This window comes from Sphingopyxis sp. FD7, from assembly GCF_003609835.1.
In the GTDB taxonomy this organism is placed as follows: domain Bacteria; phylum Pseudomonadota; class Alphaproteobacteria; order Sphingomonadales; family Sphingomonadaceae; genus Sphingopyxis.
The window spans coordinates 358,063-372,503 of the sequence record NZ_AP017898.1; the positions used below are offsets into that span (position 1 = coordinate 358,063).

Below are 14,441 nucleotides of genomic sequence, written 5' to 3' on the forward strand. Positions count from 1 at the left end.
TCGCGATGCTTTGACGGATGATGCCTATGGTCGGACGTTCGGCACAAACAGGTTCAACCGCAATGTCGGCAAACCGCGCTCGGTTGGTAGCGGAGGAGGGATTCACACGAAAAACATAAGATACTGATTTATAACAACGTTCTTGATCGTCGTGCCGATAATTCCGCTCAATCCACCCCCAATTTTACCCCTTCGCGACAGGCCGTGCCGAAATATCGACAGGCCGACATGCGCGATCCCTGCTACGCCCGAGAACGCGGCTGTTTACAGTGTGATCGCAGAAAGGACCGCAGACTATCGACAAACACCACGGTTGCACGGCCGACCTTGGCTGCCTCGATGTCGCCGGAAGCGATGAGCTGGTAGATCTTGGATTTGCTGAGCCCCGTCATCCGTACTGCGTCGGGAATGCGAACGCTTATCGGCCCAATCGGGGGCGCGTCGTCGCCATTCGTTGCAGGCTGCCGGGCCGACATCGGACTATTTCTTACGTGCCCGGCTGAACGAGCGGTCGCTCGCCAGGAAGCCGCTAAGCATGAATGGAATGAGGTCCGGTACGGACTCGCGTCGGCCGTAGGCCGCCTCATAGGCCTCGGCGTAGTCGTTCAGCGCTTCGATGAGATCCGGCATGACGTTGATCGTGATCTTAACCGGCGTCCGATCGGGCAGCCTTGGCAGCTTCAAATCAGCCATGACGGCCTCCCCAGGGTCCGGGCAATATGATGTCTTTGTGCACGACCACCCGTAGCGGCCAGCCGGGGCGAACGCGCAAGGTCGGCTGGATATTGAGATTGCGCGTGACGAGCTGATCGCTGGCGCGCGCGCCGCTCTGCTGCGCTGACTCGCGGATCGCCCGGACAAGGTCGCTTTCGGTGCTGCCGAAGCTCAATTCAGTGCCGACGCCCAGCAATGTCGACAGGGCGACGCCCTTCAGAAGCTGCCAAGTATGCCGGTCGATCCGGTCGGACAGACCCGCATAGCCCTGCGTATCGGTCGCCGGCACATTGTCGATACGAATCGACGAGCCGTCGGGCAGGATGATCCGCTGCCAGACGACCAGCGCACGGCTCTGCCCAAACGCTACAACGCTGTCGTAGCTGCCGATCAGCCGCGATCCTTGCGGAATGAGCAGACCGCGCCCGGTCACACTGTCATAGACGTTCTCCGTGATCTGCGCGGTGACGAGCCCGGGAAGATCCGAGTTGAGCCCGGTTATGAGGCTCGCGGCAATGATGCTGCCGGCCTGCAAGATCCAAGGCGATACGGACTGCGCCAGCGCGTGCGGATTGATGTCGTCGTCGCGATTGGCGCGGCCGACCAATTCGTTCTTGCGCCCCTGGGCGTTAGGATCTCGGTCAGGGTCGAGGAGCGGCTTGGCAGTCTCGGCCGATGCTGGCGGAACACTTGCATCGGTAGTCACCGGTGCAGGGGCGGCGGCGCGACCGCCGCCCGCCAATTGCAGCATGACGCCAGACTCGCGTGCGGCCTTCTGCTCAGCGGCGATGCGCTGGCGCTCGGCTTCGGCTTCCTGCGCGGCCCGGCTCACCGCATCGGCAGCGGGGTCAGGGGGAACCATCCCGCCAAGCTGCCGCTGGCGCTCGAGGATCGGCCGCCCGAGATCACCGGGAAGCGGTGGCCCGAGCTTCGGCACGTCGCCATAGCTCGTCGGCGCGCCCGCGAGCGCATCAGGCGGCGCCTTCGCGCCAACCAGCTTTTCATCGCTTGGTGCGATCAGGCTCAGGGTCGCGGGCTTGAGCGCCAGCCAGGCGACGCCGATGATCGCGGTCGAGCCGGCGGCAGCGATGGCGACGATCGCACCGCGGCGAAAACGGGTGACGCGGCCCGGCGCCGCGCGCAGAACGAGCGTTTCGGGGTCGGCTTTGGGCGCCGCGATCGGCGCGGAAGAAGCGGTTGGATCGGTCACGCGCCCCTCCCGGCCTTGCGCTGCCGGCTCTTCGGCTGGGCGGCGGTGATACGGACAATCTGCTGTTTCTTGCCGCCAAGGCGCAGCTCGGCGACACCGAACAGGCGGTCGACCACATAATAGCGGCCGGCGACGCGATAGTTGACGAGCTGGGCCTCGCCATCCTCGCCAATCACGAACAGCGGGGGCGCCTCACCCACGGCGATCGCGGGCGAGAACTCGATGTAGGTCTGCCGCCCATCGTCGAACGCGCGCAGCGGCCGCCAGGCCGGCTTGTCGCCCGAGATCGCATAGTTGAAGTTGAGGCTTTCGACCGAGAGGCCCGACGCGATCGGCGTCGCCGCCACGGCTGCATCCCGCTGACGCCGGAGCGCGATCAGCTCGTCATGTGGATAGGTCCAGGAGATCGCCGCCATCGCGGTCGCGGGCGTGCTTTCGAGCTGGAGATGGTAGGTCCGGCGATCGGTAGCAATGACAAGGTTTGTGCGTAGGCCCGCCGAAAACGGCTTGACGAGGATGTGCACGCGCTTGCTTTCGCCGATGCCGCTGGTGGTATCGCCGACAGTCCAGCGCACGGTGTCGCCGGCGGCGACGGACACAATCGTTTCGCCCGGCTGCAAGGCAATGTCGGTGATGCGCTCGGGCGCGGCATAGAGCCGGTAGAGCACGCCTTCCGCCCAGGGATAGACCTGGACGGCATATATATATCCCGCGCTCGACGGCTCGCGCAGTGCCGCCCGGTTGGCGGCAGTGACGCGCGCGGTCGGTGACGCGGGTTCGCGGCTCTGCGCAGCGGCGGGCATGGCAAGCGCCATCGCGCTCGCCGCCAGGATGAGGGCACGGATCATTGGTCGGTCCTTTCGGGGGATGGTGCGGCTGCGGGTTGAGCAAGGGTCGGATCGAGCGGCGAGCCCAGCGGAATGTCGGCGGGCGGCGCGACCGGGAGTGATTGTGCGGGATCGGGCACGGCCGATGGTTGCGGCGAAGGTGGCCGGTCCTGCGGCGTTTCCAGTTCGCGGCTCCAGTCGATCGCGTCAACATAGAGACCGAGCGGGTTTTTTCGGAGCACATCGGCCGAGCGCGGCGGCTTGATCTTCACCGTGAGCATCGCCGTCCAGCGTGACGTGCTGGCGAGGCTTCCCCGCTCATATTGCTGCTCGGTCCATTTGACCTGGAAGCTCGTATCTGACGCGCGGACGATGCTCGTCACCTGCACCGAAACCGTCTTGCGCCCGACATCGGCGAACGGATTGGAGGTGCGGGCATATTCGCCGAGGAACAGTGACGCACGTTCGGTCGCGAAATCATAGGCTGATAGCCAGTTTTCACGCATCAATACCGGATCGAGCGAGCGCGCTCGAACGCCGGTGATGAACCGGCCGAGGAACCATGCGATCTGCGGATCGGTCGGCCGATAGTCCTTGGCGGCAGGCGCGACGGCCTGTGCTTGCCCGAGTGCATCGACCTCGACCACATAGGGCACGACGCGGCTTTGCATCGATTGCCAGACCAGCGCGCCCGACAGACCAGTGGTCAGGAACAGGCCGCCGAAGGCCATCAGCCGCCAGTTCTTCGCCTGTGCGCGAGCCGAGCCGATACGCTCATCCCAAAGCTGGCCCGCTCGTTGGTAGGGTGTCTCGGGTTCGGGCGTTCGCCCATAGCGCTGCAATGCGCGTCGAAATTTCATCGCTCAGTCCCTTTCCTTGATGTCTGGAGTGGCGCCAGCGCCGCCGCGGTCGCCGCCCTGGATTGCGTGGATCGCCATCTGACGGCGGTGGCGAGCATTCTGGCTGGCATGAAGCTTCTGCGCCCAGGCGGGTGTTCCTTCAGCTGCGCCTGTCGGCGCGGCTGCGGGGGCGCCGCCGCCGGCACGGGTGCTTCCTGCTTCCCATGCGGCGCGCTGCCCACGATCGGCGGCAGCGCTAACGCCGAGACCGCCGCTCATCCGGTTGGCAGCCGCGCCGCGCATGGCGGTCGCAACGCCGCCGAGGCCCGCGCCGACGCTGGTCGAGCCCGAGGTTTCCTGCCCGAGCTTGTAGGCGGTGGATGCGGCAGACCCCATCGATGTACCGGCGCGGATCGCGCCGAGACCGGCCCCCGCGAGACCGCGTGCCGCGCCGACGGCGCCAGCGCCTGCCATCGCAAGACCTCCGCCGGCAAGCGCGGTAGTGGCGATCACCGATCCGGCGCCGAGCTGCGGCGCGCCGGCGACGAGGCCGGATGCGATTCCCGGGCCGAAGATGGAGAGGCCAAAGATCGCGAGGCTCGCGAGCATCAGCGACACGGCCTGTTCGATCGACACCTCGTCGCCGGTGATCGCACTGGTGAAGTCGGCGAAATAGTTAGAGCCGATGCCGACGATGACCGCGAGCACCATGACCTTGATGCCCGAACTGACGACGTTCCCGAGCACCCGTTCGGCGAGGAACGACGTGCGGTTCCACAGCGCAAAGGGCACGAGCACGAAGCCGGCGAGCGAAGTGAGCTTGAATTCGAGGATTGTGATGAAAAGCTGGATCGCGAGGATGAAAAAGGCGGCGATGACGACGACCCAGACGATCACCAGCACGGCGATCTCGATGAAATTGTCGAAGAAGGCGATCGGGCCAACCAACTCCTTCGCCTGCTCGAGGAGCGGCCATGCTGCCTCGAAGCCGGTCCCGGCCAGCTTGCCGGGTCGCAATAAATCGTCAGCCGTAATCGCGCTGCCCCCTGCGGTGAGGCCGAGGCCGGCGAAGCTGCGAAAGATGATATCGGACAGTGTCGAGAAGCTGTTGAGGATCAGGGCGAAGACGCCGACATAGAGGATCTTCTTGAGGAACTTGGCGATGACGTCGTCTTCGCCGCCGAGCGCCCAGAACAGCCCGGCGAGAGTGATGTCGATGCCGATCAGGATCGTGGTCAGGAAACCGACGTCACCGCCCAACAGGCCGAACCCGCTGTCGATGTAGGAGGCGAAGGCCTCCATGAACTGATCGATGACATTCAGGTCATCCATATGGGCGGGTTCCTGCTTGAAGTTGAAAGGTGTCGCGGGGACCGGCGGCCATGAGAGGGGCAAGCCCTACGGCCCCCGCGACGAGACAGGTTCGGACCGGGGGGAGCTGGGGGCGCGGTCCTCGCCTGCCTCAGCTCATTGGCGTGGCGTGTAAGCCTTGCCGTCGCCGAGGAAGCGGCGCGTTGACTCGCGTGCCTCGCGCGCGATCTGGCCCCGCTGCGCCTGCTCGACCGATTCCGCCCGGAACTGCGCCGCCATCATTTGCTGAAGCTGGAGCTGCTGCTTGGCGGTGAGCGCGAGAAGCTGGTTCGTGGCCTGCTGCGCCTGAAGCGAGCCTTCCGCGCCCTGGCTGCGCGCGACGATGTCGGCGAGCGCCTGCGTGTCGCTCCGTACGTTGTCGACGATGCGGTTCTGGACCCCCATCGTCTGGCGAAACGCGGACATTGCGGTATCGAGTTGATCGCGTGCGCGAGCCACACGCTGATCGCGGCGGAACACCTGATCGAACTCCTGCGGGTAGAGCTGGCGGAAGCGCTCGTCGAGCTGATCGATGCGGAAGTCGACGCCCTGCGCCTGGCCCATGAGCTGGTCGATCTGCTGGAGGCGCTGGCGAAGCTCCTGAAGTTGCGGGAAATCGATCCTGGTGAGGTTTTTGCCCTGGTTGATCAGCATTTGCGCTTCGTTCTGGAGGCTCTGGATCTGGTTATTGATCTGGGCGAGCGTGCGCGCGGCGGTGAGCAGGTTTTGCGAATAGTTCGATGGATCGAACACGCTGAGCTGGGCCGCGACGGGCGTCGAGGTCAACGCGATGCCGATACCGAGCGAGCCGACGGCGCCGAGCGCGAGAGCAGAGAGGCACGCATATTTGCGGATAGGGATACGGGGCACGGGAAATTACTCCTTGTCTTCTGGGGGGCGGGCGGCAGGGTGACGCCCAAGCAGGTCGGCCGCCCAATCGAGGCCGGCTTGGGAGAGAAAGGTCGCGGCGAAGTCGGCCTGGCCCTTTTCGGCCAGCACCGCGTCTATGCGCTTCTGGCTGTCGGGATCGGACGCGCCGCACAACGCCAGCGCGATCGGGCCTAGCCCAAGCTCGAACAGCCGGTTGCCGCGCGCTGATTGCAGATAATATTGCCGCTTGGGCGTCGCGCGGCTGACCAGTTCGATCTGGCGCGCGTTGAGACCGAAGCGGACGTAGGCCGTCTGGCCCTGCGGCTCGATCGCCCGATCATTGGGCAGCAAGATGCGCTGCGGACAGCTTTCGATGATGGCCGGCGCGATCGTGCTGTCGGCGATATCGGCTAGGCTCTGTGTCGCGAACACGACGCTGACGTTCTTCTTGCGCAGCACCTTCAGCCACTCACGAATGCGCGCGGCGAACAGCGGGTGGTCGAGGAACACCCAGGCTTCATCCAGTACGAGAAGCGTCGGCCGCCCGGTGAAGCGCTCTTCGAGCCGGTGGAACAGGTAGGTCAGCACGGGCGCAACGACGCCCGCCTGCCCCATCAGCGCTTCAGTCTCGAAGCACTGCACGTCGGCGATCGCTAGATCGTCTTCGGCGGCGTCGAGCAGGCGGCCGAACGGTCCTTCGAGCGTATAGGGCGTGAGCGCCGATCGCAGCGGTGCCGATTGCAGCAGCAGCGACAGGCCGGTGAGCGTGCGTTCCTCGATCGGGGCAGTCGCGAGATTGGTGAGCGCCGACCAGACGGCCTCCTTGATCTCGGGTGTGACCAGTACTTTCTCATGGGCGAGCAGCGCGCCGATCCATTCGGCCGCCCAGGCTCGTTCGTTGGAGCGATCGATGTGGCGCAGCGGCTGGAAGGCGATCGTTCGCCCGCCCTCGTCATCGGCATGACCGCTCTCGCCGCCAAGCCCGAGCGCGTGATGCGCGCCGCCCATCGCCAGCACGGCCGCGCGCGCCGAAAATCCCTTGTCGAAGACATAGACCTGGGAGTCTGGATATCGCCGGAACTGAAGCGCGAGCATTGCGAGCAGCACCGACTTTCCGGCCCCGGTGGGTCCGACGATCAGCATATGACCGACGTCGCCGACATGCGTGCTGAGACGGAACGGCGTCGAGCCGCTGGTTTCCGCATAAAGCAGCGGCGGACCGTCGAGATGCGGATTACGCGCCGGTCCTGCCCATACCGAGGACAGCGGCATGAGATGCGCGAGATTCAGGGTGTGGACGATCGGTTGCCGGACGTTCGCATAGACATGGCCCGGCAGGCTCGACAGCCACGCCTCGACCACATTCATGCCCTCGCGGATGCAGGTGAAGCCGAGCCCGTTGACGATGCGCTCGACCGCGCGGACCTTTTCCTCGACGCGGGCGCGGTCGATATCGGCAACGGTGATCGTCGTCGTCAGATAGCCGAACGCGACATGATCGCCGCCGAGCGCCTGCAAGGCCAGGTCGGCATCGACCACCTTGTTGTCGGCATCGCTGTCGAGAAGCTGGACCGGCTGGTTGTAGATGACTTCGCGCAGCAGCGCGGTGATCGACTTGCGCTTGTTGAACCACTGCCGCCGCAGGCGAGTGAGCGCTTTGGTTGCGTCGGTCTTGTCGAGCGCAATGAAGCGCGTCACCCAGCGATAGCCAAAATCCTCATGGTTGAGTCCGTCGAGGATGCCGGGACGGCTCGCGTTCGGAAATCCGAGAATGGTCAGCGTCCGCAGATGCTGGTCGCCCAGCATCGGCTCCAGCCCGCCGGTCAGCGGCGTGTCGGCCAGCAGCCCGTCCAGATAGATGGGCGTTTCGGGCACGGCGACGACATGGCGGCGCGCGGAGATCGCACCGTGGAGAAAGGTCAGCATTTCGCTGTCGCCGAGCGCGCGCACCTCGGGCATGAAGCCTCTGAACAGGTCAAGCGCGCGATCCGTCTCGGCGATGAAGCCGGCAAGCGCTTGTCGCCAGTCGCGGCCCTTCGCGTCGTCGCTGCGCTCGACCAGCGCTCGGCCCGCCGTGTCCGCCTGATCGGGCGGAGGCAGGAAGGTGAGCGTCAGATAATAGCGGCTCTCGAAATGCGCGCCCGCGCTTTCGAACGCCGCGCGCCGTTCCTCATCGACCAGCCACGACGCCGCATCGGGAAAGCTGCTGTCGGGATAACCCAGCGCTTCGCGCCGCTCGGCCTCGAAATGGAGTGCCCAGCCCGAGCCGAAGCGCTTCAGGACATTGTTCGCCCGCGCGCAGGCGGCGACAAGCTCGGCTTCGGTGGCGGATTCTAGATCGGGGCCGCGGAACCTGAGGACGCGCGAAAAGCTGCCGTCCTTGTTGAGCACCACGCCGGGCGCGACAAGCGCCGCCCATGGAAGGTGATCGGCGAGCCGGGCGGCCTTCTGACGGTATTCGCGCAGATTCAGCATGACAGATGCCCCTTCTGGCGAAGGTGGCGAACCAGGACCGGGGCGAAGTCGGGATCGCGTTTGGCGGCGAACACCGCGAGGGTGTGCCCGAACGCCCACATGGCCAGCCCGGCGATCCACTGCTGGAGACCGAGCCCGAGCGCGGCCGCGATCGTACCATTGACGATCGCGATCGCCCTCGGCGCCCCGCCGAGCAGGATCGGCTCGGCGAGCGCGCGGTGCATCGGCGCCTCGAAACCCTCGATATGACTGCCGGAGGCGATCACGAGATGAGCGCTCCACCGCCGAAGCTGAAGAAGCTGAGGAAGAAGCTCGACGCCGCGAACGCAATCGACAGGCCGAAGATGATCTGGATGAGGCGGCGGAACCCGCCTGCTGTCTCGCCGAACGCCAGCGTCAAACCGGTGACGATGATGATGATCACCGCGACGATCTTGGCGACCGGACCCTGGACCGACTCCAGCACCTGCTGGAGCGGTTCCTCCCACGGCATGCCCGAGCCGGCGGCCTGCGCGGTGGCGGCGAGCGCAAGCCCGAGGCCGATGGCGGCTCCGGTGAGGAAGATGCTCCGACGATCAGGAATACGGGCAGGAATACGGGACAAGCGCATGGTCATTCTCCTTGGGGTTCGAGGGCGTGGTCGGGAGTAAGGTCGAGGACGGCGTAGCCGCCGTCGGGATCGAGGCCGGCGACGCGCGCGATCGTGTCGACGCGGCGCGCGAGGCCGCGCCCGGCGATGAACACGATCATGTCGATGGATTCGGCGATCAGCCGGCGCGGAACGGTGACGACGCTTTCCTGCACGAGCTGCTCGAGCCGGTAGAGGGCCGACACTGCCGAATTGGCGTGGACGGTTGCGATGCCGCCCGGATGCCCGGTGTTCCAGGCTTTGAGCATGTCGAGCGCTTCGCGCCCGCGCACCTCGCCAACGACGATGCGATCGGGGCGGAGCCGCAATGTCGAGCGGACAAGATCAGCCATCGTGACGCCGCCGGCTCCGGCAGTGCCGATCGTACGCGTGCGCAGCCCCACCACGTCGGGCGCGGCGCATTGCAACTCACGCGTGTCTTCAATGATGATGACGCGTTCATCGAGGTGCGCCATCTCGGCGAGCAGCGCGTTGGCAAGCGTCGTCTTGCCCGAACTGGTGCCGCCCGCGACCAGGATGTTCTTGCGCTCGACCACGGCCATCGACAGCAGTCGCGCCGTGTCGGCGAGCATGATGCCGTCCCGCACATAGTCGAGCAAAGTGTAGATGCGCGCCGCGGGCTTGCGGATCGAGAAGCATGGCGCGAGGCTGACCGGCGGCAGGATACCCTCGAACCGCTCGCCCGCGCCTTCGCCGTGCGGCGGCAGCTCGGCCGAAACGATCGGCGCATTGCCATGAACCTCGGTGCGCGCGTGGGATGCTACCAGACGAATGATCCGCTCGACTTGCGCGGGCTCATATTTGGTGCCGGTATCGATCCGGCCTTCGCCAAGTCGATCGAGGCGCAACACGCCGTCCGGGTTGACCATGATCTCGATGACCATCGGATCGGCCAGCGCCGCCGCGATAGTCGTCCCCATCGCGGTGCGCAGCATCGCGCGCCGACGCCCTGCGGAATTATCGGAGCCGAAAAGCGTGTCGCTCATCGCCCACCTCCATTGTCTTTCGCGGAGGCAGCAAGCGTGCGCTGGCCGCTGGCGAGCGCTTCGCCGACGCGGGCAATGAACGCCTCGAAGCGGTCTCGGCCGATCGCACGCGCCGCTTCGTCGGCTTCGGCCAAAGGGGCCTGCACCATCAGTTCATAGCGGATGAACAGCGCCAGGCTCTCGAGCAGCACATGCCCGTCACGCTCGACACGCCCCAGCGCGAGCGACATGCGATCGAGCCGCTGGCTGAACTTGTTCTCCAGCCCGCTCGCCGCCTGCCGGTTGAGCCAGGCGGTGAGCGCGTCGGTGAGGATCGCCGATTTGGACGCGCCGGGCTGGCTCGCCAGCGCCTCGAAGCGGTGGCTCAGATCTTCGGGCAGGAAGAGCTGGTAGCGGACGCGGTTGGGTTTGATCGCCGCCATCGTCAGAAGCTCGGCAGTGTGTCGCTGTCGCGACCCTGGTTGATGGTATGGGCGCGGATCAGCGTGCCGGTGGTGCCGGCGCGGTCCATCGCGTGCTTTTCGGCGACGGGATCGGTGTCGTCGCGGTCGAGGCCGAGAAGATCGAGCTGCCTGGGCGGTTCGGGCTTTTTGGTCTGTTCCTCGCCGAGTCCGGGATGGCGCTGCTGTTGCAAGCCGCCGTCCTCATCGGCTTTCGCGTCGTCGTCGGCCTTGCCAAGCCGGCTGTCAGGCGCGCGGACCAGCCCGCTCCAATCGTCGGGGCGGCCCTGCGGGCGATCGGGATAGTCTCCGGGCGCGAGCTGGGGCGGCGGCGCGATCCGCTCGCGGAAATTGCGATCCTCGTAATAGCGCAGCTTCTTCGCGCGGATCGGCGCCATGCCGGAAACGAGCACCAGTTCGTCCTTGGGCGGGAGCTGCATCACCTCGCCGGTGGTCAGGAGCGGCCGCGCCGTCTCCTGCCGGCTGACCATGACATGGGCCAACCACAGCGCGAGCCTGTGGCCGGCGTAGTTGCGCATCGCGCGCTGCTCGGTGGCGATGCCGAGCGCGTCCGAGATCCGCCGCGCCGTGCGTTCGTCATTGGTCGCGAAGGCAATACGGACATGGCAGTTATCGAGAATGGAGTTGTGCTCGCCATATGCCTTCTCGATTTGATTGAGCGACTGCGCGATCAGGAAGGCGCGAACCCCATAGCCTGCAAGAAACGCAAGGCTGGTCTCGAAGAAGTCGAGGCGCCCCAATGCCGGAAACTCGTCCAGCATCATCAGGAGCTTGTGCTTGCCCGCCTTGGCAGGATCGGCATCCAGCTTCTCGGTAAGGCGGCGACCAATCTGGTTGAGCACCAAGCGTACCAGCGGCTTGGTTCGGCTGATGTCCGATGGCGGAATGACGAGGTAGAGCGAGACGGGGTGGCCCGCCTCGACGAGATCCGCGATCCGCCAGTCGCAGCGCGACGTGACCTCGGCGACGGTCGGGTCGCGATAGAGGCCGAGAAATGACATGGCGGTGGAGAGGACGCCGCTGCGCTCGTTCTCGGACTTGTTGAGCACCTCGCGCGCCGCCGACGCCACGACCGGATGCACGATCGGCGCATCCTTCGTGCCGAGATGATTGGTGGTCATCATCCGCCGGAGCGTGGTGACGAACGGCTGCTGGGGGTCCGACAGGAATGTGGCTACCCGCGCGAGCGTCTTTTCCGGCTCGGCATAAAGAACGTGGAGGATCGCGCCGACCAGCAGGCTGTGGCTGGTTTTCTCCCAATGGTTGCGCCGTTCGAGCGCGCCTTCGGGATCGACCAGGATGTCGGCGATGTTCTGGACGTCGCGGACCTCATGCTCGCCGCGCCGGACTTCGAGCAGCGGGTTGTATTTGGCGGAAGCGGGATCGGTCGGGTTGAACAGCAGGACGTGGGAGAAGCGCGCGCGCCAACCGGCGGTGAGCTGCCAGTTTTCACCCTTGATGTCGTGAACGACGGTGCTGCCGGTCCAGCCGAGCAACGTCGGTATGACCAGCCCGACGCCCTTGCCCGAACGGGTCGGCGCGAACGCCATGATATGTTCGGGGCCGTTATGGCGCAGATAACGGCCACGCGAGCGGCCCAGGAACACGCCGGCGTCACCATGAAGGCCTGCCCGCTCGATCTCGTTCGGCTTGGCCCAGCGCGCGGAACCATAAGTGGTGACCTGGCGCGACTGCCGCGCGCGCCAGAGCGAGCCTGCGATCGCCGCGCCGCAGCCGATGAAACCGCTCGCGCCGGCGAGCGCGCCGGCCTTGTCGAAAACATGCGGCGCATAGGCATCGTAGTGATACCACCAGGGGAAGAGCGCCCAGGGACGATAGACCGGCGTGCTTCCAGCCATGAACCAGGCCGGACCAAGTTCGGGCTGGTAGGCGAGCATCGCCGCCGCCCATTGGGTCGCCGCCCAGAGGCCCGCGATCACGATTGCGAACACGACAAGGATCTGGCCGATGAGCAATTTGGTCGGGGTCACGTTGAAGCTCCCGCCCATACCGCCGGATGCGGTCGGGGCGCGGCTTCAAGACTCGGCTATGGGCCGCCCGAAATGAACGGAGCCGCTGGGGGCTGGTGGGTGACCGAAGGAGATCACTCGTCGGCGACTGACTCAATATTCCAGCTCTGTTCTTTTGATCGAGCTATGACCCGAGTTGATGATTCTGCCCTGCCGTTGTCCCTCGAGGTGGCACTGACCACCACACCGCACCGCCGATGACCCGCTACACCCTGCAAAAATCCGAGCTGCAAATTCGGGCTTGCGTGTCGGATTATCAGACATTATATCGCATTTAATGTAGTGAAATCGTGCGAGGCATGCATGGCGACAATCGCTCCTCCGAAGCCCGCGGCAACCGCGTTTCCCAAAGCCGACGCCATTAGGGCGTTGGTCGACGAACTGCTGCAAGTGGCCAGGGCTGAGGCACAGGTGCGCGGAATTGCCCTACCTCCGGAAAACCCGAAGATCATCCAGGCGCCCGTGCCACTCGACTCCTTGTCCGTGGTCGACACGCTTTGCGCGGTGGAGCAGGTCCTCGACATCGAGCTTCGCGACAGCATCGTCCGCACCGGCGGCTACAATTCGATCGAGAAGGCGATTGACGACCTCCTCCCTAAGATCGAACGCGTCTGGGTTAAGAAGAAAGGGTCGAAGCCATGACCAATCTCGCACTCCGCCAGGAAGGCGACGAGCAGGAGCGGCGGCGCTTGGGCGACCGTCTGCGCGAAGCACGGAAATATCTCGGCCTCAAGCAGGAAGAAGTTGCTGCCTATCTCAAGATTCCCCGGACCGCGCTTACCGATATCGAGAATGGCCAGCGCCGCGTTGAAGCGATCGAACTGACGCGGCTTGCCCGTCTTTACCGCCAGTCGGTGGCCTATTTTACCGGCGAAGACGAGGCCTCCGCGAGCCTTCCCGCCGATGTCGCCCATCTGGCGCGACGCGTTGCGGCCTTGTCGACTGAGGACCGGGCCGAGCTGAGCCGGTTTGCCGAATATCTCCGCTCGCGGTCTGGCGGCGAACGGAGCTGATCGATGGCGTCGGATTATGCGAGCGCGGTTCGCGCTGGTACGATGGCAGCGGGCCGCCTGCATCGCGAACTCGATACGCGCGCACTGATCGAGACCCAAGGCGGCAGCGTCGATGTCTTCGGCGCGATCCATGCCGTGGGTCTACCCTTGCTGCTTCGTCCCCTGAAAGGCCTGCTCGGCGCCTATCTCAGCGCACCTGCTCCTGGCGTTCTCGTCACGACGGAACGACCGATGAGCATCCAGCGCTTCACGGCCGCGCACGAACTCGGGCATTTTTCGATGCGACACGAGCCGAGCCTCGACGATGAGAGCATCCTGCGCCGGATGCCGATGTCGCCCGAACCGGGAAACAACTTCGAGGAAACCGAAGCCGACGCCTTTGCGATCGCCTTCATGATGCCGAAATGGCTGATGCTCGCGCACAGCGCGCGACAAGGATGGCAGATCGATCATTTCCGGCGCCCCAATGTCGTCTATCAGCTCTCGCTGCGGATCGGCGCCAGCTATGAGGCGACGTGCCGCACCCTGGTTCGCTACAATCTGATTTCGCCATCGGTGATGACCGACCTGCTCCGGACGCAGCCGCGCAGCCTGAAGGTCGATCTCCTCAAGGACTATCGGCCCGACAACTATCGCGGCGACGTCTGGCTGCTGACCGAGCGCGATGCCGGCTCGCGGATCGATGGCAGTCGCAATGATCTTTTCGTGCTGCGGCTCGAAGAACATAGCGGCGGTGGGTATCTCTGGGATCTCGACCAACTGATCGCCAGCGGCTTCGCCGTCGTTCGCGACGAGCGTGAGGCAATCGACGGCGATGGCATCGGTGGTCCCGTTGTCCGCCGTGTCACCGCGGCGCCCGATGCGCCGCGGCGCGGCCGCATGTCGCTCGACGAGCGGCGGCCGTGGCAGCCTGCGCCGGCCCTCACCAGCCTGACGCTCGATTTCGACCTCACCGGCCCGGAACAGACGGGCCTGTCGCGCGCCGAACGGCGGCACCTGCTCGAGGCCGCCTGACGC

Annotated in this window: 16 protein-coding genes; 3 read left to right on the forward strand and 13 right to left on the reverse strand. The window is 65.5% G+C overall.

Annotated elements, in window-relative coordinates; translation table 11 throughout:
- Positions 1–242: 242 nt before the first annotated feature.
- The 13 genes from SPYCA_RS19665 to SPYCA_RS01670 all read right to left on the reverse strand — a co-directional run bounded on the left by SPYCA_RS19665 (position 243) and on the right by SPYCA_RS01670 (position 12,372).
- On the reverse strand, positions 243–476 hold the full coding sequence (locus SPYCA_RS19665) for a helix-turn-helix domain-containing protein (protein WP_051035681.1): 234 nt from the start codon (positions 474–476) through the stop codon (positions 243–245).
- A gap of 4 nt (positions 477–480) precedes the next feature.
- Entirely contained in the window at positions 481–693 is a 213-nt protein-coding gene (locus SPYCA_RS01615) for a DUF2274 domain-containing protein (RefSeq protein WP_058454876.1), read from the reverse strand.
- On the reverse strand, positions 686–1,924 hold the full coding sequence (locus SPYCA_RS01620) for a TrbI/VirB10 family protein (protein ID WP_058454877.1): 1,239 nt from the start codon (positions 1,922–1,924) through the stop codon (positions 686–688). The genes SPYCA_RS01615 and SPYCA_RS01620 overlap by 8 nt, the downstream gene beginning before the upstream one ends.
- Positions 1,921–2,772: a P-type conjugative transfer protein TrbG gene (gene trbG / locus SPYCA_RS01625; protein ID WP_058454878.1), complete on the reverse strand. Its 852-nt coding sequence runs from the start codon at positions 2,770–2,772 to the stop codon at positions 1,921–1,923. Before trbG ends, SPYCA_RS01620 begins: the two co-directional genes overlap by 4 nt.
- The gene (gene trbF / locus SPYCA_RS01630) at positions 2,769–3,611 is read right to left on the reverse strand and encodes a conjugal transfer protein TrbF (protein WP_058454879.1); all 843 of its coding nucleotides are present in this window, start codon (positions 3,609–3,611) and stop codon (positions 2,769–2,771) included. The genes trbG and trbF overlap by 4 nt, the downstream gene beginning before the upstream one ends.
- A gap of 3 nt (positions 3,612–3,614) precedes the next feature.
- Complete coding sequence (trbL, locus tag SPYCA_RS01635; protein ID WP_120218714.1) at positions 3,615–4,922, reverse strand: P-type conjugative transfer protein TrbL; 1,308 nt, start codon at positions 4,920–4,922, stop codon at positions 3,615–3,617.
- Positions 4,923–5,057: 135 nt separating this feature from the next.
- Positions 5,058–5,795, reverse strand: a complete 738-nt coding sequence (trbJ, locus tag SPYCA_RS01640) for a P-type conjugative transfer protein TrbJ (RefSeq protein ID WP_443029502.1) — start codon at positions 5,793–5,795, stop codon at positions 5,058–5,060.
- Between the two features lie 21 nt (positions 5,796–5,816).
- On the reverse strand, positions 5,817–8,285 hold the full coding sequence (gene trbE / locus SPYCA_RS01645) for a conjugal transfer protein TrbE (protein WP_058454882.1): 2,469 nt from the start codon (positions 8,283–8,285) through the stop codon (positions 5,817–5,819).
- A complete protein-coding gene (locus SPYCA_RS01650) occupies positions 8,279–8,551 on the reverse strand; it encodes a VirB3 family type IV secretion system protein (RefSeq protein WP_443026223.1) in 273 nt (90 codons plus the stop codon). Before SPYCA_RS01650 ends, trbE begins: the two co-directional genes overlap by 7 nt.
- The gene (locus SPYCA_RS01655; protein WP_017499935.1) at positions 8,548–8,901 is read right to left on the reverse strand and encodes a TrbC/VirB2 family protein; all 354 of its coding nucleotides are present in this window, start codon (positions 8,899–8,901) and stop codon (positions 8,548–8,550) included. Before SPYCA_RS01655 ends, SPYCA_RS01650 begins: the two co-directional genes overlap by 4 nt.
- Positions 8,898–9,920: a P-type conjugative transfer ATPase TrbB gene (trbB, locus tag SPYCA_RS01660; RefSeq protein ID WP_058454883.1), complete on the reverse strand. Its 1,023-nt coding sequence runs from the start codon at positions 9,918–9,920 to the stop codon at positions 8,898–8,900. The genes SPYCA_RS01655 and trbB overlap by 4 nt, the downstream gene beginning before the upstream one ends.
- Complete coding sequence (locus SPYCA_RS01665; protein ID WP_058454884.1) at positions 9,917–10,342, reverse strand: hypothetical protein; 426 nt, start codon at positions 10,340–10,342, stop codon at positions 9,917–9,919. Before SPYCA_RS01665 ends, trbB begins: the two co-directional genes overlap by 4 nt.
- A gap of 2 nt (positions 10,343–10,344) precedes the next feature.
- Positions 10,345–12,372 carry a conjugal transfer protein TraG gene (locus SPYCA_RS01670; RefSeq protein ID WP_058454967.1) on the reverse strand — a complete coding sequence of 676 codons (2,028 nt, stop codon included), beginning with the start codon at positions 12,370–12,372 and terminating at the stop codon, positions 10,345–10,347.
- Positions 12,373–12,714: 342 nt separating this feature from the next.
- Between SPYCA_RS01670 and SPYCA_RS01675 the strand changes: the two genes are divergently transcribed.
- The 3 genes from SPYCA_RS01675 to SPYCA_RS01685 are packed head-to-tail and all read left to right on the forward strand — an operon-like array spanning position 12,715 to position 14,438.
- The gene (locus tag SPYCA_RS01675; protein WP_058454885.1) at positions 12,715–13,053 is read left to right on the forward strand and encodes a hypothetical protein; all 339 of its coding nucleotides are present in this window, start codon (positions 12,715–12,717) and stop codon (positions 13,051–13,053) included.
- Positions 13,050–13,424 (forward strand): helix-turn-helix domain-containing protein, encoded by a 375-nt coding sequence (locus tag SPYCA_RS01680; RefSeq protein ID WP_017499940.1) that lies wholly within the window; start codon positions 13,050–13,052, stop codon positions 13,422–13,424. Before SPYCA_RS01675 ends, SPYCA_RS01680 begins: the two co-directional genes overlap by 4 nt.
- A gap of 3 nt (positions 13,425–13,427) precedes the next feature.
- Positions 13,428–14,438: an ImmA/IrrE family metallo-endopeptidase gene (locus SPYCA_RS01685; protein ID WP_082657683.1), complete on the forward strand. Its 1,011-nt coding sequence runs from the start codon at positions 13,428–13,430 to the stop codon at positions 14,436–14,438.
- Positions 14,439–14,441 lie beyond the last annotated feature (3 nt).